Below are 19,151 nucleotides of genomic sequence, written 5' to 3' on the forward strand. Positions count from 1 at the left end.
GCGGCCGGGTCGGGCCGGCGGATCAGGAGGGCCGGTCGGGCGGCCGGGTCAGGGGCGGACCGGCTTCACCGCGATCGGCGGGAGGGCGCCGAGGCACGAGGTGTCGCCGGTGCGGCCGGTGCGGATGAACCGGGTGGACACGCCGGTCACGCAGCCGCTCGGCTCCAGCTCCGGCACGTGCCCGACGTTCGCGACGGACAGGAATCGGCTGTCGCGGAACTGTCGGGCCGCCGCACGGCCGTTGGCGTCGGGGGTGTTGGCGTCGAGGTCGCCGGAGAGCACGAGGACGGGCACGTCGGGCAGTCGGGGGTGCGTGGGCTGCGGTCGCTCGGTGTTCTCCCGGGGCCAGCCGAGGCACACGTCGCCGCCGTCGGTCGGTCCCTCCAGGTAGCCGCGCGCTCCGAACCCGCCGAACGCACCGGGCCGGGCGGCGTCGAGGGCGGCGCGGTACTGCCGCCGGCGCTCGGCCGGGGAGGCGTCGACCGACCAGGCCTTGCGGTAGTCGTTGCAGACGACGGCGACGTACGGGGCCTGGTCCTCGGCGGAGGCTCCGGCGTGGTCCTCGCGGACCAGCCGCAGCAGCGGGCCCGTGTCCCCGTTCGCGAAGCGGTCCAGGGCGTGCGGGAGGTCACCGAGGAGCCCGGCGGCGGTCGGGTCCGCGCCGACGCCCCGACTGGCGGCCTCGTAGGCGAGGTTGGCGAGCTTGCCCTCGGTGAGGAGCAGGCGGCGCGGGGCCGCGCCGGCCTCGCCGGGCACCTCCACGTCGAGGGGCCGGGCCCGCAGGCGGGAGGCCGCGGTGGCGAGGTCGCGGACGGCGCGGTCGCCGTCGCAGGCGGGTCGCCCGTCGCCGGGCGCGGGGACCGCGCGACCGCAGACGCGGTGCAGGGCCAGGGAGACGGCCTGCGCGCCGGGGCGGCCCAACGGGTCGAAGGCCAGCGGGTAGGCCCCCGACAGGACGATCGAGCGGACCCGCTCGGGGTGGCGGCTCGCGTAGACCGGCATGAGGTAGGTGCCGTACGAGAGCCCGTAGAGCGTGAGCTTCGGGACGCCGAGGCGCGCCCGGACGGCGTCGATGTCGTCCGCCGTGGCCGCCGAGGTGTACGCCCGTGCCCGGGGGCCGAGTTCGCGGGCGCAGCGGGCCACCGCGTCGCGCTGCTGTTCGCGGGTCCCGAAGCGGTACTCGGCGTCGGTGAGCCCGCAGGGCATCCGCTGCGAGCGGCCCGTGCCCCGGGGGTCGACGAGCAGCAGGTCGTGGTCGTCGAGCAGGTCGTTCAGGGCGCCGGTGAAGTGCTCGGCGCGGTCCACGGCCACCTCGCCGGGGCCGCCCGGGTTGACGGCGACGGTGCCCTTGGCCGGTCCGGCGGCGCGGTGGCGTACGACCGCGTAGGCCACCTCGATGGTGCCGAGGTCGGGTCGGTCGGCCACCATCGGCCGCCTCACGGTGGAGCAGTCCACGCGGTGACCCTCCACCGGCGGGCACCACGCGGGCCGGCCCTCGACCCCGGACGCCGGCCGCGCGGAGGTTCCCGGGAGGCCGTCCTCGGGGGCGGCGGCCCGTGCGACCGCCGTCGTCGAAGCCGTGACGAGGGGCCCGGCGGGGGTCGCCGAGGCCGTCGCGGCCGGCAGGGCCGAGGCCAGCAGCGCGACCACCCCCACAGCCATCGCCGCCCGTCGCATCCCGTTCACCTGTGCCATGCCCGCTCCTCGCCCCTCGTCGTGTGGTGCGCGTGTCGACTCCCGTGTCGTCGACCGCGAACACCACGGTGCGGGGCGTGCCGCACGGCCGCGCAAGAGCGACGGCAAAACCGTGTAAGAAGTGCGGTGGACGTACGTCTCGGCTCAGCGGTCGGCGCCGGCGACCCGGCGGCGGGTCGCGTCGAGGCTGCCCAGCAGGCTGAGGGCGTGGGCGCTGCGGCCCCCGGGTTCGGCGTGGTAGATCACGAGCTGTTGGCCCGGGGCGCCGCGTACGTCGAAGGTCTGGTAGGTCAGCGACAGGCGGCCCACCTCGGGATGGTGGATCTCCTTTTCGGCGCCCGTCTTGGCCCGGACGATCTGCGCGTCCCAGAGGGCGGCGAACTCCGGGCTCGACTCCCGCAGGGCCGCAACGAGTTCCCGCAGCCGCGGGTAGTGCGGGTCGAGGCCGGTGGCCTGGCGCAGGGCGGCCGCGGTGGCCTCGGCCGCGCGCTGCCACGGGATGTGGAAGGTGCGGGCGGCGGGGTCGAGGAAGGTCATGCGGGCGAGGTTGTCCGCCCTCTCGAACGGTGAGAACAGCGCCCTGGCCAGGGGGTTGAGGGCCAGTAGGTCCAGGGCGGGCCCCAGGACGAAGGCCGGTGTGGTCGCGTAGCCGTCGAGGAGTCGGCGCAGCGCGGCGTCGGTCGTCTCGCGCGGTCCGGGTCGGGGGCCGGCGGGTACGGCGTGGGCCAGGCGGTAGAGGTGGTCGCGGGCGTCGTCGTCCATGCGCAGCGCGCCGCACAGGGCCTCGACGACCTGGGGGGAGGGGTTGCGTTCGCGTCCCTGTTCCAGGCGGGCGTAGTAGTCGGTGTTCACTCCGGCCAGGACGGCGACCTCCTCCCTGCGCAGGCCCGGCACGCGGCGGCGTCCGTAGGAGGGCAGTCCGGCCGGGCCGGGGCGGAGGCGGGCGCGGTGGGCGCGCAGGAAGTCGCCGAGTTCGTTGCTGGTCACCGACCCAGGCTAGGGCGGGGGGGCGCGGCGTCGCCTGGGTGCGTCATGCCCCGGCAACACGCGTCCTGGTCGCGGTCCGCGGGGGCGGCGAGGCTTCCCGGCGTGACGGTCGCCCCGCCCGGGGGCGGCCGGTCCACCACCGAGGGGACGAGGAACATGACGCACGACACCACCGACACGGCGCACGACACCGTCAAGTCGATCGCGATCACCGGCGCGAGCAGCGGCATCGGGGAGGCGACGGCGCTGCGGCTGGCCGCGGACGGGCACCGGGTCCTGCTCGGCGCCCGCCGCGAGGACCGCCTGGAGCGGCTGGCGGCGCGGATCGGCGCGGCGGGCGGTACGGCCGTCTTCCAGCGCCTCGACGTCACGGACGCGGCGGACGTACGGGCCTTCGTCGCACGGGCCCGCTCGGCGTTCGGCCGGCTCGACGTCCTCGTCAACAACGCGGGGGTGATGCCCCTTTCGCCGCTGGCGGCGCTCAGGACCGACGAGTGGGACGCGATGATCGACGTCAACGTGCGCGGCGTCCTGCACGGGATCGCCGCCGCCCTGCCCGTGATGCGCGCCCAGGGCGGCGGCCACGTGGTGAACATCGCCTCCGTCGGCGCCCACGAGGTCTCGCCGACGGCCGCGGTGTACTGCGCGACGAAGTTCGCCGTCCGGGCGATCTCCGAAGGACTGCGCCAGGAGTCCGCGGGGGACATCCGGGTCACGGTCGTCTCCCCGGGCGTGACGGAGTCCGAGCTGGCCGACCACATCGGCGATTCGACGGCCCGCAGGGCGATGGTGGCGTACCGCGCGGTGGCGCTCGCGGCCTCGGCGGTCGCGGACGCGATCGCCTACGCGGTGTCCCAGCCGGCGCGGGTGGACGTGAACGAGGTGATCGTCCGCCCGTCACCGGCGGCCCGTTAGGCGCGCCGGTCGCGCCGGTCGCGTTCGCGGAAGACTAGTCTCCGGTCGTGCCGTCGAGCATCTCGCGCAGGATGTCCAGGTGGCCGTTGTGGCGGGCCGTCTCCTCGGTGAGGTGGAGGAGGATCCAGCGCAGGTCGACGTGGAGGCCGCCGCGGACGGGGCGCCGGGCCCGGTCCTCCAGTGCGTGCCCGGTGACCAGTTCGCGGTAGCGGGCGCTCTGTTCGGCGTATTCGTCGAGCAGCCGCGCGAGCGGGAAGTCGACGGCGATCCGCATCTCGCGGTCGGGGTCCTCCTCGGTCCAGGGGCCCTGGTCCTCCTCCCCGAGGAAGACCACCTGGAACCAGTAGTACTCGACCCAGCGGAGGTGGTTGATCACTCCGCTCAGGGTCATCAGCGGTGAGCCCGGCAGCAGGGCCTTGCGGGCGTTCTCCGCGGAGACGCCGTCGCACTTGGCGCGGGCGGTGTCACGGGTGTAGTCGAGGAACGTGGTGAGCTGGGTGCGCTCGTCCCACGCGGGCGGCGTGTCGTCTGTTCTGGTCATCGGGCGAAGCGTCCCCGATCGCCGCCGTCGGTGTCGAGGGATTATCGGGCGCCCCGGCCCGGGCGGGGGCCGCCGGGCGGGCGTCGGGCGCCCGGGCGCGCGCGCCCGTTCCCGGTCGTGCCTATGGTGGGAGGGGGACACTTCCCTGGAGCGTGCCATGCGATGCACGACGGTGTTCTGCGCGGCGGCCTTGACCCTGACGGCCCTCGGCGGGATCCCCGCACCGCCGGGAACGGACGACCCGCGGTTGCTCGGTTTCCACGGTCAGCGGATCGCCTGGGGCCCCTGCCCCTCGACCTATCCGAAGTCCATGCAGTGCGGGAAGCTGAAGGTCCCCCTGGACTACGACCGGCCCGACCGCAGCTCCGTCGAGCTGGCACTGGCCCGGATCCCCGCCACCGGGTCCCCCCGGCTGGGGTCGCTGGTGGTGAACTACGGGGGTCCCGGCGGCAGCGGCGCCGAGGGGACCGCCGCCCCCCGCCGCTTCGCGCGCTGGGCGGACCTCGCGAAGTCCTACGACGTGGTCGGCTTCGACCCGCGCGGGATCGCCGAGAGTTCGCCGATCAGCTGCGACGGCGCCCTCCCGCTCGTGGGCACCGAGTACATGGACGCGACGGCCCTGCTCCGCGCCACCGAGGCCGCGAACCGGGCCTGCGAACGCCACACCGGCCCGATCCTGGAGCACGTCGGGTCGGTCGACGTCGCCCGGGACATGGACCTCCTGCGTTCGGCACTCGGAGAACGGAAGCTGCACTACTTCGGGTTCTCCTACGGCACGCGCCTGGGCGCCGTCTACGCGGCGCAGTTCCCGCAGCGGGTGGGGCGGATGGTCCTGGACGGGGTCGACACGCTCTCCCTGCCCCTGGACGTACAGGCCCTGGACGTGGTGAAGGGGCAGCAGCTCGCCTTCGAGGGCTTCGTCGAGTGGTGCACCCGGCAGCCGGGCTGCGTGTACGCGGGCATGGATCCGGCCGATGCCGTGCGACGGGTCGAGACGTTGGTCGCGGGGCTGGACGCCCACCCGCTGACGACGAAGGACGGCGGGAGGTTCACCGGCCAGTCGCTGGCCTTCGCCATCGAGAACAACCTCTACTCGACGAGGTCCTGGCCGGATCTGGCGCGGGGTCTCACCCGGTTGGTGCGCTCCGGTGACCTCGAACCCCTCGCGGAGAGCGCCGAACCGGAGGCGGACAACGAGGGCGCGGCCCTGACGGTGGTGAACTGCGCCGACTACACCGACCGCGGCGTGGGGGGCGACCCGAAGGCGCTCCAACGCAAGCTCGACGCGCTGCTGCCGGTGTTCCAAAAGGCGTCCCCGATCTTCGGCCGGGGCGAACTCCACGAGATCGAGCTGTGTCACGGGCAGCCGGCGGCGGACCCGTTCGTCGCGGAGATCGACCGGCCGGGAGCGCCGCCGATGCTGCTGGTGGGCGTCCGCAACGACCCGGCGACCCCGTACGTGTGGACCCCGCAGACCGCCCGGCGGCTCGGCTCGGCCGTGGTGATCGACTACGAGGGGCACGGTCACACCGGTTACACGCACTCCGCGTGCGTGAAGGGGTACGTCGACCGGTTCATGGTGACGGGGCGGCTGCCGGCCGGCACGACGGTGTGTCCCGCCGAGGCCGTGGACGCCCAAGGGGGTTGATCCCTCGGGGCGGTCGGGGCGGGCGGGGCGGGCTCCGGGCGGGGAAGGCGGACTCCCGGCGGTGGCGTCCGCCCGGGTGCGTGCCGGACCGCCCCCGGGACTCCCTTGACGGAAAGGGGAGTTGGGGCCGATTCGCCCCACTCTCTCCCCCGCTCGGGGGAACGGCCGAAATCGTTCGTGAAATTCGTTCGAATTCCCGGGCGCGAGAAGAAGCCCACGAGCCCCTCACCTCGGCTTTGAAACAGACGAACGAATATCCCGCCGGTCAACCGGAACCACGCGCCGGATCCCTTGGCGCGTATGCGATCCTCCGGTCCGATGAACTCCGACGGAATTGCCCGTCCGGGGTTTTGGGCGCGGTTATGCTCCCGCCGACCGGTCATAAGATCGCCTCTTTCGACGCTTCGAGGAACTTGATGGCGCAACAAGAGTCCCCACCAGAATCCGCCCGCCACGGTGCGGGAATAGACTGGACGCTGCCCGTGATCGCGGTCGTGGCCGCCGCCTGCCTGGCCGGAGCCCTCCTCTCCGCCGCCGGCGGACCGCGCACCGTCTGGATCGCCGTCGCGGCCGCCTGCACGGGCGCCGCCCTCCTCGAAGCCGTACGCCGCGGCCGCGCCGTGGCCGCCCGGGACGCCGAGATCGCCGCCTACCGCCACGCCCTGGTCCGACAGGAGCAGGAGGTCGTACGCCTCGCGGAGGTGGTGCTCGGCGAGGCGATCGAGCGGCTGCGCAAGGGCGAGTTGCCCGAGGAGGTCCTCAACTCCCTGGGCGGACGCGGCGGTCCGGGCCACCGCTGGGGCGACGACCCGGCGGTCACCCCCCGCTTCAGGATGGCGCTCCAGGCGGTCCTGGCCCGCGTCGTGGACGCCGTCGACAACGAGGAGAGCCTGCGCGACTCGGCGCAGCGCGCCTTCGTCAACATCGCCCGCCGCGTCCAGGCGATCGTCCACCAGCAGGCGCAGGAACTGCGCGACATGGAGGACCGCCACGGCCGCAACCCGGACGTGTTCGGCGACCTGCTGCGCCTGGACCACGGCACGGCCCTCGTCGGCCGGCTCGCCGACTCCATCTCCGTGCTGGGCGGGGCCCGTCCGGGACGCCAGTGGAGCCGGGCCGTCACCCTGTACAGCGTGCTGCGCGGCGCGATGTCGCGCATCATCGACTACCAGCGCGTGGAGCTGCACTCGGTGGCCGAGGTGGCGGTCATCGGGCCCGTGGTGGAGCCGCTGATCCACGCCCTCGCCGAGCTGCTGGACAACGCCACCCGCTACTCGCCCCCGCACACCCGGGTCCACCTGACGGCCGTCGAGGTGCAGTCGGGCATCGCCGTGGAGATCGAGGACGGCGGCCTGAGCATGAGCGAGGAGGCCCGCCGGCGGGCCGAGGACATGCTCGCCCAGGCGCAGAACGGCATCGACCTCAACGACGTCGGCGAGACGCCCCGCCTCGGTCTCGCGGTCGTCGGACGCCTCGCCCAGTCGTACGGGCTCCAGGTGTCCCTGCGCTCGTCCGCGTACGGCGGCGTCCGCGCCGTGGTCATCGTCCCCCAGCACCTGATCACCACGGCCTCGGCCGCGACGGGCCTCGCGCACGGCATCGGCTCCTCGTCGGGCCCCCGGGCCGCCCCCGCCGCCCGGGAACACCCCGCCGAGCAGTCGGTCGCGGCGGCCGTCTCCCGTCCCGCGCCGGCGCCGGCGCCCCTCTCCGGTTGGGACGCGTCCTCCGTCGAGGAGACCGCCCAGGTCGCCGGAATCACCGCCACCGGCCTGCCGCAGCGGCGCCGGAAGAACCGTGCCACCACCCCCGACACCTTCCCCCTGGCCGCGCCGCAGGCGTCCGCCCCGGCGGAGACCGCGCCCGGCATGTGGCTGGAGGCCTTCCACAGCGGGCTGTCCGGTGCCTCCGGTCAGGACGGCGAGGACACCGGGGACACGTCGGGCACTGCGATCAAAGGGACCTAAGCGATGATGACACAGCGAACCAGCAGCATGGACTGGATGCTCAAGGACCTGGCCGCCGGGGTGCCACAGACCCGGCACGTGGTCGTCCTGTCGGCCGACGGGCTGTGCGTGGCGCAGCACGGGGCGGACACCGACACGGCCGACCGGCTGGCGGCGGCCTGCGCGGGACTCCAGAGCCTGGCCGGTGCGGTCGCCGGCGAACTGCCGCATTCCAACGGCCGGATGCGTCTGGTCGTCATCGAGATGGACGGCGGATTCTTCTACCTGATGGCCGCCGGTGACGGCTCCTACCTCGCGGTCCTCGCCGACGAGGGCGTCGACGCCGGGCTGATGGGCTCCCGGATGCGCGACCTCGTGAGCCGGCTCGGAGAGCACCTGAGCACTCCGCCCCGGCACGACGGGTACCCCGCGTGAGTGAACCGCCCGCGACCTGGGAGGACGGCGGCCCCGAGCGGCTGTACGTCATCACCGGCGGCCGCAGCGGACCGTCCGTCTCCACCCAGCTCGACCTCGTGACCCTGGTCGTCGCCAAGGCGACCGCCCGACCGGAGATGCAGCCCGAGCACGCGGTGATCCTGCGGCTGTGCCGCTCTCCGCTGTCGGTGGCCGAGATCGCCGCGTACGCCGCGCTGCCCGTGAGCGCGGTCACCGTGCTGGTCGGGGACATGGTGGCCGCGCGGCACGTCCAGGTGCGCCCGCCCGTCCCCGCAGCCCAGCTACCCGACGTCGCTCTGATCGAGGCAGTGATCAATGGACTTCAGAAGCTCTGACACGGCCGTGGGGCCGCGGAGCGCGGACGTGCTCCCCCAGTCGGTGACGGCTGCCGTGAAGATCGTCATCGTGGGCGGCTTCGGCGTCGGGAAGACGACGATGGTCGGCGCGGTGAGCGAGATCAAACCGCTCACCACCGAGGAGACGATGACCAGGGCCGGCATCGGGGTCGACGACACCCGCGGGGTCTCCCGCAAGACCACGACCACCGTGGCCATGGACTTCGGCCGCATCAGCATCAACGACGAACTGGTCCTGTACCTGTTCGGCACGCCCGGGCAGGAGCGGTTCTGGTTCCTGTGGCGGGGCCTGTTCGAGGGCGCGCTCGGTGCGGTCGTGCTCCTCGACACCCGCCGGTTGGAGATCAGCTTCGACGTCATCGGTCGCCTGGAGGAGCGGGGCGTGCCCTTCGTCGTGGCGGTCAACTCCTTCCCCGACTCCCCCCATCACCCCGTCGAGGAACTCCGCGAGGCCCTCGACCTGCCCCCCGCGGTACCGATCCTCGCCTGCGACGCGCGCAGGCGGGACTCGTGCCGCGACGTCCTGCTGACCCTCATGCGATACCTGCACGCGCAGGCCGCGACCCCGGAGGCACTGTGACCACCAACCCCACCCCGCCGCCCGGGTGCCCGGCACACGGCGCGGGCTTCGCGTCGGGCTCGTACCGGCTCCACGGCCCGGAGGCGGAGGCCGATCCGATGGGCCTCTACGAGAAGCTCCGCGCCGAGTACGGACCGGTGGCGCCCGTGCTCGTCAGCGGGGACCTGCCCGCGTGGCTGGTGCTCGGGCACCGCGAGAACCTCGACGTGGCGCGCACCTCGACGCGGTTCGCCCGTGACCCGCGCGGCTGGCGCGACCTGCGGGAGGGTCGGGTGCCGGCGGACACCCCGCTCGGTCCGATGGTGTCCTGGGTGCCCGTGTGCAACTTCACCGACGGGCCCGTCCACGAGCGGTTGCGCGGAGCGGTGGTGGAGTCCCTCAACCGCTTCGACCGGCGCGGCATCCGCCGGTACGTGACGCGCTTCGCCAACCAGCTCGTGGACCGGATGGCCGGCGACGGCTACGCCGACCTGGTGGCCGCCTTCTCCGACGAGTTGCCGATGCTCGTGATGACGCAGCTGGTGGGGGCTCCCGACGAGCACGGGCCGCGTCTGGTGAAGGCGGCGCGGGACATGTTGCAGGGCACGGAGACGGCCCTGGCGAGCGACCGTTACGTCACCTCCACGCTGGAGCAGTTGGTGGCGCAGCGGAAGGCGGAGCCGGCGCACGACCTGGCCTCGTGGCTGCTGGAGCACTCGGCGCAGCTGACCGACACCGAGGTGCTCATGCACCTGCGGGTCGTGCTGATCGCGGCCTACGAGACCACGGCGAACCTGATCGCGAACACCCTGCGCACCGTGCTGACGGACAAGCGGTTCCGCGCCAGCCTGTCGGGCGGCCACATGACCCTGCCGGACGCCATCGAGCAGGTGCTGTGGGACGATCCGCCGATCAACACGGTCATCGGGCGGTGGGCGACGGGTGACACCGTGCTCGGCGGCCGGGAGATCAAGGCCGGGGACATGATGCTGCTCGGTCTGGCGGCGGGGAACGTGGACCCGCAGATCCGGCCGACCCCCGAGACCTCGGTCCGCGGGAACCGTTCGCACCTGGCGTTCAGCAGCGGGCCGCACGAGTGCCCGGGACAGGACATCGGGCGGGCCATCGCGGACACCGGGATCGAGGTGCTCCTCGACCGGCTGCCCGACATCCAGCTGGCCGTGGGCTCCGAGGAGTTGCGCTGGCGGGGCACGCTGATGTCACGGCACCTGTTGGCGCTGCCGGTGCGCTTCACGCCGCGGCCGGTGCGCACGCCGTACGAGCGGCCGGAGGAGCCCGCCGGGCATCCGGCGCACCCGCCGCAGCCGGCGATCCCGGCGCAACCGCCGCTCGCTCCGCCGCCCGCGCCGCCCGTGGCGGTGGTCCGGCCGCGGCGGGCGTCGTGGTGGCGCAGGCTGTTGCGGCTGCGCTGAGGTCCGGTCGGCCGGGAGGGTCGACGGCGCGCGTGTGGTGCGGGGCCCCGACGGCGGTCGGGGCCCCGCCCGCGTTCACTCGCGCAGGTGCGCCCACCAGCCGGCGATGGCCGGCAGCGGGGGCGGGCCCTGTTCGGGATCGCTCGGCGCGTCGGCGTACCGGATGTCGAACCGCGCCCCCTCGACGGGCAGCGCGTGGCGGTTGCGGGGGGAGGCGTAGCGCGGAGCGCGGTTCTGCCAGGCGAGGGAGCCGGCCACGTAGTGGCCCAGCCCCTCCAGGTGGCGGGCCAGGGCCTCGTCCGCGTCCGCGGCGAGCTGCTCGCGCAGGCGCAGGAACAGGCCCATCACCCGGTCGCGCAGGGCGACCGCGAGGGGGACCGCCTCGGCCGGTGTGCGTCCTTCCCGGTGGGCGATGACGTTGACGAGGTTCACCTCCCGGGGTTCGACGTGGTCGTCCTTGTCGTAGGAGAAGAGGTCGTTGTCGGCGCTGACGACGAAGCCGGCGGCGTCGGTCAGGGCCTGGAGGGCGGGGGCGTGGAGGACGTCCGGGGGCAGGCGGACGCCGCCGGCGACGTCGGACCAGGTGAGGGAGAAGCGCGTGCCGTTGGCCAGGGCTCCCAGGGCGGCGAAGTCGTTCAGGTCGGGCATCCTGCGGTGCTCGGCCTGGGCCGACTGCCAGGCCGCGCCGAGCAGCCAGTCGCGCGTCCCTTCCAGGAAGCGGCGCAGTTCGTACGGGGTGAGCAGGGCGTGGGTGCGCTCCAGGAGGTCCCGGAGCGCACGGGTCATGGGGCCGTCGGGCAGGAGGCCGGCTCCGGGGTTCTCCATGGTGCGCAGCAGGCGGGCGCCGTGTTCGGTGACGGCGGCCGTGGAGACCTCGTCGGCGCCCGAGTCCTGCCAGTCGTCGACGGCGTTCGCCCAGTAGTTCCACTCGACGAACAGGAGGAGGGCCTCCGGGTCCCCCCGCGGGACGATGCGGCAGGAGAAGTCGGCGCTGTGGGTGGCCAGGCCCCAGGCGCGCTCGACGGGGTCGGGGTAGATGTCGAACGCGTCCAGCCAGGCGACGGCGCGGGCTTCGACGCCCTTCGCCTCGGGGTGGACGGCGTCGCGTTCGATGGGGCAGTAGAAGGCGGGCAGTCGTGGGCCGAGGCGCGAGGGCCGCGCCGGCGGCCCGGTCGTCTCGTCGGTGGTCTCGTGGGTGGTCTCGTCGGTCACTGTGCCGGTCGTCTCGTCGGTCACTGTGCCGGTCGTCTCGTCGCTCATGCGCTGATCCTCATCCCCTGAGCCGGAAGCAGAGCAGCCGGGTCTCCACGGCGTGGTCGCGCCACAGGGCGAGGAGGCGGCTCTGGGTCCGCGTCGATTCCCGCAGCCGTTCGGGGCTCCAGCCGCCGACCGCGCCGCCGCCCGCCTGGAGGCGTTCGAGTTCGGCGGTGTTCCACGCCGTGGACTGGGTCCAGAACTCCGCGACCCCGTCGGTGACGTCCTCGTCCCGTGCCAGTTCGAAGCCGGCGGCCTCGGCGGCGATCAGGTACTCCTTGCGGGTGCCGAGTCGTGTTCTGTAGTAGCGGTCGATGAAGCCCCGCCATTGCGGTTCGCACAGGAAGTGTTCCTGGATCCCGAACCAGCCGCCCGGCAGGAGGGCTTCGGCGACGACCTGGAAGAGTCTCGCGCGGTCGGTGTAGCCGCTGCTCTCGTTGGCGTAGGCGGCGTCGTAGGCCTTCTGCTCACGCAGGTCGTGGACGTCCCGCAGGATGGGGACGACCTGGCGGGAGACCCCCGCCCGCCCGGCGAACTCCCGCACGATCGGGACGTGTTCGGGGGCTATGGTCAGACCGGTGACGTACGCGCCGTGCTCCTGCGCCCAGTACAGGGAGCCGCCGCCGAGTCCGCAGCCGATGTCGAGCAGACGGCGCGGGGGCCTCTCGTACGCGCCCCAGGAGCGGGCCGCGTACTCGACTATCGCCTCCTGCGCCTCGGTGATCCGCCGCCTGAGCCGGTCCTGGGGGACGTTCGTCGGCGGGCGGTACCCGCCGGGGAACAGGCCGAGGTGGAAGTGGACGCGTGGGCCGGGGCCGTACTTGTGCAGGATGTCCAGCGTCTTGCGGCTGTAGTAGAGCCGTACCGGATCGTCCGTCCCCACGTCCTGGCCACCGCCTAAGCACGCCGTGGAGGATGAAGCGCTCATATCGAATCCGCCCTTTCCCGATGGAGGGCCGCCGGAGTGCGATGCGTACGCGCGCCGCGCACAACCGGCGCTTTCGCGACACGGGGATCATCGTGGCAGCTCTCCCCGTGCGCCGTCAGCCCGCACGACAAGTCCAATCGTCAAATATCTGTGAAGGTGCTCGACCGCCGGTCCGCGGGCACGTCGGAGCGCAATCCTGTTCGTCGCGCACGCGTTTGCGCGCGGCTCCGAGGGCAGGCGGGATGATCCACGGCCCGGCGCGATCCCGCCGGTGCGGTTCCGTGACATGAGTCACGGCGCGTTCGAGCAACCATGCGGCTCGGAGGCCGCAAAAGCCGGTCGACATTTCACTACTTGTCCGCTTTGGGGTTGACATTCCCCTCACGGCGGGAAACGGAATCGTGACCTTCGGATCCCGCTTCCCCAATCGGACTGGTCACGGCTGATTCTGGTGCCGCATCAGCGGTCGGCCACGCCCCCGCGGGCGACGCCATGCACGATCCTCCGGCCGATTCAAGCCGCGTCGAGGAATTCGGATCCGGCCGAAATCCGGAACTTGCCAGGTCACCGTCGGCCTTCTAAGAATGGCCGCACTCCGGCGCCCCAGGCAGGTCGGACGCCGGGGGCTTCGCGATCACCGAATGAGGTCACGCATGAGGAAGCACCGCAAGAAAACGCACCATAGGAAAATAGCCATCGCCGTTGGCGCCCTGAGCATCGTGGGCCTGCCCACGGCCGCCATGGCGTGCCTCGGCCCGCAGGACACGGGTCCGACGCGGAACGTGAGCCGGCAGGAGAGCCTCTCCTGGCAGGACGCTCCCGTGGGCGCCCCGGGCTTCCCCGACACGGCGGACACGGCGCCGCAGGACGGCCCCTCCCCGCAGGGCGACAACGGGCCGCGGGCCGACGCGGCGCCCGTCGCGCACACCTCCCCCGAACGACCGCCGACCGAGGACGTACGTCCCCCGGCGCCGGTCGCCGAGCAGCCGCAGGCCGCTCCCGCGCCCGCCCGGCCCGCCGAGCCCGCCGGCGAGGCGCCCGCCCCCGAGGCTCCGGCCTCCGAGGCGCCCGTCACCGAGGCACCGGCCGCCGACGCCCCGGCCTCCGAGGCGGCGGCCCGGATCCTCGAACTCGTCAACCAGGAACGCGCCGCCGTCGGCTGCCCCGCGCTCACCGTGAACGCGAAGCTCACCAAGGCCGCCCAGGACCACAGCGCGGACATGGCGGCGAACGGCAACATGTCCCACACCGGCTCCGACGGTTCCGACCCGGGACAGCGCATCACCCGCGCCGGGTACACCTGGCGCACCTACGGTGAGAACGTCGCCTACGGGTACAGCAGCCCCGAGCAGGTCATGCAGGGCTGGATGAACAGCCCCGGCCACAAGCGGAACATCCTCGACTGCTCCTACAAGGAGATCGGCATCGGTCTCGCCCAGCCGAACAACTACTGGACGCAGAACTTCGGCGCCGCGCGCTGAGGCACCGCCACCAAGGCACCACCATCGAGGGAGGGACCGGCCGTGCGGCCCGGTCCCTCCCTCAGTGGCCGGCGGCCGCCTTGACCAGCGCCACGGCCAATCCGATGCCCGCGTCGAGGGCGCCCGCCAGCAGGGCGATCGGGGCGCCGCCGCCCATCCGGACGCCGCCGTACCAGCCCCAGCCGAACAGGCTCGCCACGCTCACCCCCGCCGCCGCGTACAGCGCGGTGGTCAGGTACATCACCCCGAGCCCCGCGGAGCCGATCAGGATCAACGGGCCGATCGCCGACAGCAGCAGGGGGCTGCTCACCCACAGCATGCGGCGCAGTTCCCGGCCGGAGCCGAACCGTCCGTGCACCACCCGGTGGGCCTGGCCGTCGGCGACGAGCGTCGCGAGCCACAGTCCGACCGCGGTCGTCAGCACCGTGGCCGCGGCTCCGGGGGCGGTGGCGTGCTCCGCGACGGACAGGCCGATCACCACGGAGATCATGGTGATGGTCGCGTACAGCCGTTCCTTCAGCCGGTCGGCGTCGGCCCGCGGATCCCGTTCCGGTGCGGTCGCCCGGCCGGTGACCCCGCCCGGACCGCCGGGCGCGGGCCCGACTCCCCCGGTGTCCTCGTGACCCATGGCGTCAGGGTAGGCGCTCCTCCCCGCGGGCCCCGGCCGTTCGCCGTCCGCGTGTCGGCGCGGGCGCGGAGGGCGCGGCCGGATCCGGCGTCGTCAGGGCGTGACGCCGACGGGCCCGGTTCGTTGATCCGGGCGGTCAGCGAAGTGGCCACCGGGCCCCGGGACCTGATCGGTCCCGGGGTCCCGTGCCGTACGGCCCGGCGCGCTCCCGTGGATCAGGTGGATCAGAGGGCGCTCTTGGAGGCGTCGGAGACGACGCACTCCTTGTACTCGCTGCCGTTGCCCTTGCCCAGGTAGGGGGTCGTGGCCTCGGTCTGCTGGGAGGCACCGGCCTTGACCGTGAGCGCCGAGACGCGCGCCGTGGCGGGGATCGCGGTGGGGGCGGCGGTGGCGGTGGAGCTGCCGCGGAACTTCATCGTGATGTTGTAGGTGTAGTCGATCGAACCGGTGTTGGTGACGGTGAGTCGGGCGACCAGGTTCTTGCCGGAGGCGTCCAGCTTGCAGCCGTCGATCCGGATGTCGCGCTCGGCCTTGTTGCGGCTGCCGGAGCCGCCGGGTACGGAGACGCCGCCCGAGCTCGACGACGAGGAGTCGCCGCCGGTCGTGCTCGTACCGCCGGAGGTGTCACCGCTGCCTCCGGTCGTCCCTCCGGAGGTGCTGCCGGAGGAGCCCGATCCGGAGCTCGAACTGCTGCTGCCGCCGCAACTGCCCCCGTGGGAGCCGCGGGCTCCGGTGAGGGCTACGACGGCGATGCCGAAGACGGCTATGGCTCGGACATGGCGAAGCTTCACGTTCAACCCCGTTGAAAAATCAGTGTGCGAAAAGGGCCCGACTTGACGGGCGCACGTCACCCTAGCAGCGGTCCGCGGGTGCTCCGGCCCACCTCCGCGGCGGCCTGTCGGGCGATCTCCCTCGGCCAGGCGGGTGGCGGATCACAACCCGCGCACCCCGCCCGCCGTTGGTCCGAGCGAGCACCGCACGGTGTTCCGCTTCCCCACGACGAACAGGATGACCATGCTCAAGAAGGTTGTCGGCACGGCCGCCGTCGCCGCGTCCGTCCTTGGTGTCAGCGCCGCCGTGGCCGCCCCCGCCATGGCCATCGGCAACGACAACGGGATCAACACCGTCAACGGCAACGGCGCCGTCCAGGCGTACGGCAACCAGAAGACCCACGGCGACCTGAGCCCGCAGCTCGGCCTCGTCCAGGGCAGCCTCAACAAGCCCTGCGTCGGTCTCCCGGCCAAGCTCAACGTCCAGTCGGTGGCGGCCCTGCTCAACATCGGCGTCCAGGACATCAACGTCCTGTCCAACCCGCAGAACCAGCAGTGCGCCGAGAACTCCACCCAGGCCAAGGGCGACGAGCCGCTCTCGCACATCCTGGACAACATCCCGGTCCTCTCCGGCAACGTCTCCGCCGGCAGCTGACCGGAGCGCGGGCGGTGCGGGCGGGGACCGCACGTCCCCGGCCCGCGCCGTCCCACACCTGCCCCGCCACCCGCGCACCATAGGTCGGCCATCGACATATGTCGGACGCCGAGCTATGATGATCATCATGAACGATCAAGCTCTGCGTGAGCCGACCCTGCTCATCCTCACGGCGGTGGCAGACTCCCCCCGACACGGGTACGCCATCGCCCGGGAAGTCGAGGAGATCTCGGAAGGGCGCGTGAAGATGCGCACCGGGACGCTCTACGGGGCCCTGGAGCGGCTCCTCGAACAGCAACTCGTCGTCGTCCACGAGGAACAGGTGGTCGACGGGCGCATGCGCCGCAGCTACGCACTCGCGCCGCGCGGCCGCGAGGTACTGGCCGCCGAGGCCGCCCGCATCGCGCGGACCGCCCGCGAGGCCACCCGGCGCCTGGGGCTCGGCGTGACCGGGATCGTCCCCGGCGCGACCGCGACCGCCTCCTTCTCCGGCGGGGCGGTGCTCGCGTGACCACGCTGCTGAAGCTCTACCCGGCCGCCTTCCGAAGGGAGTTCGGCGAGGAGATGGCGCACGCCTACCGCGAGGCCACCGCCGGAGCGGGCCGCACGGAACGGCTGCGCGAGGCCGCCGACGTGATCGGGCACGCGCTGCGCATGCGGCTCGGCCTCGGTTCGACCGGCCGCGCCGGGCGCCTCGTCGCGGCGGTGGCGCCGTTCGCGGCGGTCGCGCTCGGCGGGTACGCGTCCTGGTGGAGCGGGCTCGCCCTGCGTCCCCTGTCGGTCGTGGCCTTCGAGGACCTCGGCGTGGCCTTCCCGCTGCTCGCGGTGCACCAACTCGTCACGCTGCTCGGCGTCGTGACGGCGCTCACCGGCCGCTGGACGGCGGGCACCTGGACCGCGGCGGCCGGCATCGTCGCGGGGCTCGGCGTCGACGCCGCGCGGGGCAACCCCGGCGGCTTCGGCTTCACGGCGCTGTTCGTCGCCCCGGCCCTGCTCCTGGCCGTGGTGGCGCTGCTCTGCCCGCCCGACCTGCGGCCGGTCGGGCGCGTCCGTACCGTGACCGGGGTGGCGGCCACGACGGTGTGGGCGGCGGCCATGGTGATCGCCCTGGTGGTGCCCTCGCCTTCCTACAACCCGCTCGACGCCCTCCAGACGCTCGTACCGGTCGCCGGCGGACTGCTGCTGGCCGGACGTCAGGCGTTCGCCCGGCTGCGGACCGCGCCGGCGGTGTTCCTCGCGGGGCTGCCGTTCGTCGTGCTCGGGACGATGACCGGGACGCTGAACGTCCTGGCGGCGGGCCCGGCGCTGGGACTGCTCCTCGGCGCCGCGGTCGTGGTGGGCGTACGCGGCAGGCGCGGCGGTCGCGATCCGCTCGCCGGCGCGTAGGGGCGCCGGCGGCGGCGCGGACGGGTTCTTCCGGCGGCGCGGACGGGTTCCATCCGTTCGGTCGGAGTCGGGGTAGGACCGGGCGACGTGGGAAGGCATGGTGGGCCACATCCGCCGGCCACCCGGCCCGCCGCCGGGGCAGACGCCCGAGGAGACGCCGTGCCCGCTCCAACGACCCAGCCCGTGATCGCGCCGCCCGCCCGCGCGGCGCTCTTCCTCGTCCTGAACCTCGCCGAGGGCTCCGAGCGGCTCGTCCGCGAGGTCCTGGCCGACGTACCCGCCCTGGTGCGCTCCATCGGCTTCCGGGTGCCCGGGGAGGAACTCGGCTGTGTGGTGGGCATCGGATCCGACGCCTGGGACAGGCTCTACGGCGCGCCCCGGCCGGCGGAGCTCCATCCCTTCGTCCCGCTGAAGGGGGAACGGCACGCGGCCCCGGCCACGGACGGGGACCTGCTGCTGCACGTCCGGGCGGGCCACGAGGGCACGTGCTTCGAGCTGGCCGCGCTGATCACGCGCCGACTGGGCAGGGCCGCGACGGTGGTGGACGAGACCCGGGGGTTCACCTCCTTCGACCGGCGCAACGTGCTCGGCTTCGCCGACGGCACGGAGAACCCGACGGGCGTGGCCGGCGAGCTCACCGTGTACGTGGGTGAGGAGGACCCCGGCTTCGCGGGCGGCAGCTACGTCCTGGTCCAGAAGTACCTCCACGACGTGGGGGCCTGGGGGGCGTTGCCGGTCGAGGAGCAGCAGCGGGTGATCGGGCGCACCAAGACGGAGGACCTGGAGCTGTCCGAGAAGGACCAGCCGTCGGACTCCCACGTGGCCGTCAACCAGGTCGAGGACGCGGACGGCGAGGAGCTGGAGATCGTCCGCCTGAACATGTCCTTCGGCTCGCTCGCGGCCGAGGAGTTCGGGACGTACTTCATCGGCTACTGCCGTACGCCGTCGGTGGTCGAACGGATGCTGCGGAACATGTTCCTCGGCACCCCGGACGCCGCGTACGACCGGCTGCTCGACTTCTCCACGGCCGTCACCGGCAGCCTCTTCTTCGTCCCCGCGCCCGACTTCCTGGAGGCCCGCGGCGCCTGAGGGCGGGCGGCGGGAACCGGGAGCCGGTGGGCGGCGTCCCTCCGGGGCATGAGCACACCACCGGAGGGAACCGGGCCCGGACCGGGGGCCGCGGGACGCGCCGACCGCGTCGGGCGGCTCCTCGCCGGTCTGGGGGCCGCGGTCGGGGCCCTCGTGTGGGCGCCGCGCGCGGCGTTCGGCATCGACGGCGGGTTCGAGGCGCACGCCCGCGACCTGAGCGTGGTCTTCGTCGACCTGCCGCTCATCCTGCTCGGCGGGGTGCTCGTCCCGTACGTCGCCTGGTCGGCGACCCTGCGGTGGACGCGCGGGCCCCGGCTCGCGGTCCTCGCGGGTCTGGCCGCGACGGCGCTCGGGACCTGGGGACTCCTGGAGGGGTGGACCCCGCGACAGGATCCGGACCCGGGCTACGTCGGGCCGGGGTTGTAGG

20 protein-coding genes are annotated in these 19,151 nt (G+C 73.5%); 13 read left to right on the top strand and 7 right to left on the bottom strand.

Annotated elements, in window-relative coordinates:
* Nucleotides 1-48 precede the first annotated feature (48 nt).
* Together ACZ6ZI_RS04995 and ACZ6ZI_RS05000 are read right to left on the bottom strand one after the other, a co-directional pair.
* Nucleotides 49-1,695 (bottom strand): alpha/beta fold hydrolase, encoded by a 1,647-nt coding sequence (locus ACZ6ZI_RS04995; RefSeq protein ID WP_469516080.1) that lies wholly within the window; start codon nt 1,693-1,695, stop codon nt 49-51.
* Nucleotides 1,696-1,839: 144 nt separating this feature from the next.
* Nucleotides 1,840-2,682, bottom strand: a complete 843-nt coding sequence (locus tag ACZ6ZI_RS05000) for a helix-turn-helix transcriptional regulator (RefSeq protein WP_469516083.1) — start codon at nt 2,680-2,682, stop codon at nt 1,840-1,842.
* A 156-nt stretch (nt 2,683-2,838) separates the two neighbouring features.
* Between ACZ6ZI_RS05000 and ACZ6ZI_RS05005 the strand changes: the two genes are divergently transcribed.
* Nucleotides 2,839-3,597 (top strand): SDR family oxidoreductase, encoded by a 759-nt coding sequence (locus ACZ6ZI_RS05005; RefSeq protein WP_469516086.1) that lies wholly within the window; start codon nt 2,839-2,841, stop codon nt 3,595-3,597.
* Between the two features lie 34 nt (nt 3,598-3,631).
* Here the strand turns inward: ACZ6ZI_RS05005 and ACZ6ZI_RS05010 are convergent, their stop codons facing one another.
* Nucleotides 3,632-4,138 carry a DinB family protein gene (locus ACZ6ZI_RS05010; protein ID WP_469516089.1) on the bottom strand — a complete coding sequence of 169 codons (507 nt, stop codon included), beginning with the start codon at nt 4,136-4,138 and terminating at the stop codon, nt 3,632-3,634.
* 157 nt (nt 4,139-4,295) lie between these two features.
* On the opposite strand from ACZ6ZI_RS05010, the gene ACZ6ZI_RS05015 reads away from it, so the two are divergent.
* From ACZ6ZI_RS05015 to ACZ6ZI_RS05040, 6 genes are all read left to right on the top strand, one after another.
* Complete coding sequence (locus ACZ6ZI_RS05015) at nt 4,296-5,786, top strand: alpha/beta hydrolase (RefSeq protein ID WP_469516092.1); 1,491 nt, start codon at nt 4,296-4,298, stop codon at nt 5,784-5,786.
* Nucleotides 5,787-6,202: 416 nt separating this feature from the next.
* On the top strand, nt 6,203-7,750 hold the full coding sequence (locus ACZ6ZI_RS05020; RefSeq protein WP_469516095.1) for an ATP-binding protein: 1,548 nt from the start codon (nt 6,203-6,205) through the stop codon (nt 7,748-7,750).
* A gap of 6 nt (nt 7,751-7,756) precedes the next feature.
* Nucleotides 7,757-8,164, top strand: a complete 408-nt coding sequence (locus ACZ6ZI_RS05025; protein WP_363054751.1) for a roadblock/LC7 domain-containing protein — start codon at nt 7,757-7,759, stop codon at nt 8,162-8,164.
* Nucleotides 8,161-8,520: a DUF742 domain-containing protein gene (locus ACZ6ZI_RS05030; RefSeq protein ID WP_363054613.1), complete on the top strand. Its 360-nt coding sequence runs from the start codon at nt 8,161-8,163 to the stop codon at nt 8,518-8,520. Before ACZ6ZI_RS05025 ends, ACZ6ZI_RS05030 begins: the two co-directional genes overlap by 4 nt.
* Nucleotides 8,501-9,121 (top strand): GTP-binding protein, encoded by a 621-nt coding sequence (locus ACZ6ZI_RS05035; RefSeq protein WP_363054614.1) that lies wholly within the window; start codon nt 8,501-8,503, stop codon nt 9,119-9,121. Before ACZ6ZI_RS05030 ends, ACZ6ZI_RS05035 begins: the two co-directional genes overlap by 20 nt.
* Nucleotides 9,118-10,533, top strand: coding sequence for a cytochrome P450 (locus ACZ6ZI_RS05040; protein ID WP_469516101.1), 1,416 nt, complete (start codon nt 9,118-9,120; stop codon nt 10,531-10,533). Before ACZ6ZI_RS05035 ends, ACZ6ZI_RS05040 begins: the two co-directional genes overlap by 4 nt.
* Before the next feature lie 75 nt (nt 10,534-10,608).
* Here the strand turns inward: ACZ6ZI_RS05040 and ACZ6ZI_RS05045 are convergent, their stop codons facing one another.
* Nucleotides 10,609-11,793 (bottom strand): terpene synthase family protein, encoded by a 1,185-nt coding sequence (locus ACZ6ZI_RS05045; RefSeq protein WP_469516103.1) that lies wholly within the window; start codon nt 11,791-11,793, stop codon nt 10,609-10,611.
* Nucleotides 11,794-11,803: 10 nt separating this feature from the next.
* Entirely contained in the window at nt 11,804-12,715 is a 912-nt protein-coding gene (locus ACZ6ZI_RS05050) for an SAM-dependent methyltransferase (RefSeq protein WP_469516108.1), read from the bottom strand.
* 653 nt (nt 12,716-13,368) lie between these two features.
* Between ACZ6ZI_RS05050 and ACZ6ZI_RS05055 the strand changes: the two genes are divergently transcribed.
* Nucleotides 13,369-14,196 (top strand): CAP domain-containing protein, encoded by an 828-nt coding sequence (locus ACZ6ZI_RS05055; protein WP_469516110.1) that lies wholly within the window; start codon nt 13,369-13,371, stop codon nt 14,194-14,196.
* 61 nt (nt 14,197-14,257) lie between these two features.
* Here ACZ6ZI_RS05055 and ACZ6ZI_RS05060 read toward each other — a convergent pair whose 3' ends face one another.
* Entirely contained in the window at nt 14,258-14,824 is a 567-nt protein-coding gene (locus ACZ6ZI_RS05060; protein WP_469516113.1) for a hypothetical protein, read from the bottom strand.
* A 224-nt stretch (nt 14,825-15,048) separates the two neighbouring features.
* Nucleotides 15,049-15,615: a hypothetical protein gene (locus ACZ6ZI_RS05065; RefSeq protein ID WP_469516116.1), complete on the bottom strand. Its 567-nt coding sequence runs from the start codon at nt 15,613-15,615 to the stop codon at nt 15,049-15,051.
* A gap of 223 nt (nt 15,616-15,838) precedes the next feature.
* Here ACZ6ZI_RS05065 and ACZ6ZI_RS05070 point away from each other — a divergent pair, with 223 nt between their 5' ends.
* From ACZ6ZI_RS05070 to ACZ6ZI_RS05090, 5 genes are all read left to right on the top strand, one after another.
* Complete coding sequence (locus ACZ6ZI_RS05070) at nt 15,839-16,249, top strand: rodlin (protein WP_469516119.1); 411 nt, start codon at nt 15,839-15,841, stop codon at nt 16,247-16,249.
* Nucleotides 16,250-16,376: 127 nt separating this feature from the next.
* Nucleotides 16,377-16,760 (top strand): PadR family transcriptional regulator, encoded by a 384-nt coding sequence (locus ACZ6ZI_RS05075; RefSeq protein ID WP_469516122.1) that lies wholly within the window; start codon nt 16,377-16,379, stop codon nt 16,758-16,760.
* Nucleotides 16,757-17,635: a hypothetical protein gene (locus ACZ6ZI_RS05080; RefSeq protein ID WP_469516125.1), complete on the top strand. Its 879-nt coding sequence runs from the start codon at nt 16,757-16,759 to the stop codon at nt 17,633-17,635. The genes ACZ6ZI_RS05075 and ACZ6ZI_RS05080 overlap by 4 nt, the downstream gene beginning before the upstream one ends.
* A 159-nt stretch (nt 17,636-17,794) precedes the next feature.
* Nucleotides 17,795-18,724, top strand: coding sequence for a Dyp-type peroxidase (locus tag ACZ6ZI_RS05085; protein WP_469516128.1), 930 nt, complete (start codon nt 17,795-17,797; stop codon nt 18,722-18,724).
* A gap of 48 nt (nt 18,725-18,772) precedes the next feature.
* The gene (locus ACZ6ZI_RS05090) at nt 18,773-19,150 is read left to right on the top strand and encodes a hypothetical protein (protein WP_469516131.1); all 378 of its coding nucleotides are present in this window, start codon (nt 18,773-18,775) and stop codon (nt 19,148-19,150) included.
* Nucleotide 19,151 lies beyond the last annotated feature (1 nt).

The sequence above is a fragment of the Streptomyces sp. NPDC103540 genome (assembly GCF_055584445.1).

Excerpts from the sequence above, each read along its gene's own strand:
- ACZ6ZI_RS05025 (WP_363054751.1), top strand. The coding sequence starts at position 7,757 with ATGACACAGCGAACCAGCAGCATGGACTGGATGCTCAAGGACCTGGCC.
- ACZ6ZI_RS05070 (WP_469516119.1), top strand. The coding sequence starts at position 15,839 with ATGCTCAAGAAGGTTGTCGGCACGGCCGCCGTCGCCGCGTCCGTCCTT.
- ACZ6ZI_RS05090 (WP_469516131.1), top strand. The coding sequence starts at position 18,773 with ATGAGCACACCACCGGAGGGAACCGGGCCCGGACCGGGGGCCGCGGGA.
- ACZ6ZI_RS05020 (WP_469516095.1), top strand. The coding sequence starts at position 6,203 with ATGGCGCAACAAGAGTCCCCACCAGAATCCGCCCGCCACGGTGCGGGA.
- ACZ6ZI_RS05010 (WP_469516089.1), bottom strand. The coding sequence starts at position 4,138 with ATGACCAGAACAGACGACACGCCGCCCGCGTGGGACGAGCGCACCCAG.
- ACZ6ZI_RS05060 (WP_469516113.1), bottom strand. The coding sequence starts at position 14,824 with ATGGGTCACGAGGACACCGGGGGAGTCGGGCCCGCGCCCGGCGGTCCG.
- ACZ6ZI_RS05035 (WP_363054614.1), top strand. The coding sequence starts at position 8,501 with ATGGACTTCAGAAGCTCTGACACGGCCGTGGGGCCGCGGAGCGCGGAC.
- ACZ6ZI_RS05050 (WP_469516108.1), bottom strand. The coding sequence starts at position 12,715 with ATGAGCGCTTCATCCTCCACGGCGTGCTTAGGCGGTGGCCAGGACGTG.
- ACZ6ZI_RS04995 (WP_469516080.1), bottom strand. The coding sequence starts at position 1,695 with ATGGCACAGGTGAACGGGATGCGACGGGCGGCGATGGCTGTGGGGGTG.
- ACZ6ZI_RS05075 (WP_469516122.1), top strand. The coding sequence starts at position 16,377 with ATGAACGATCAAGCTCTGCGTGAGCCGACCCTGCTCATCCTCACGGCG.
- ACZ6ZI_RS05005 (WP_469516086.1), top strand. The coding sequence starts at position 2,839 with ATGACGCACGACACCACCGACACGGCGCACGACACCGTCAAGTCGATC.
- ACZ6ZI_RS05045 (WP_469516103.1), bottom strand. The coding sequence starts at position 11,793 with ATGAGCGACGAGACGACCGGCACAGTGACCGACGAGACGACCGGCACA.
- ACZ6ZI_RS05055 (WP_469516110.1), top strand. The coding sequence starts at position 13,369 with ATGAGGAAGCACCGCAAGAAAACGCACCATAGGAAAATAGCCATCGCC.
- ACZ6ZI_RS05015 (WP_469516092.1), top strand. The coding sequence starts at position 4,296 with ATGCGATGCACGACGGTGTTCTGCGCGGCGGCCTTGACCCTGACGGCC.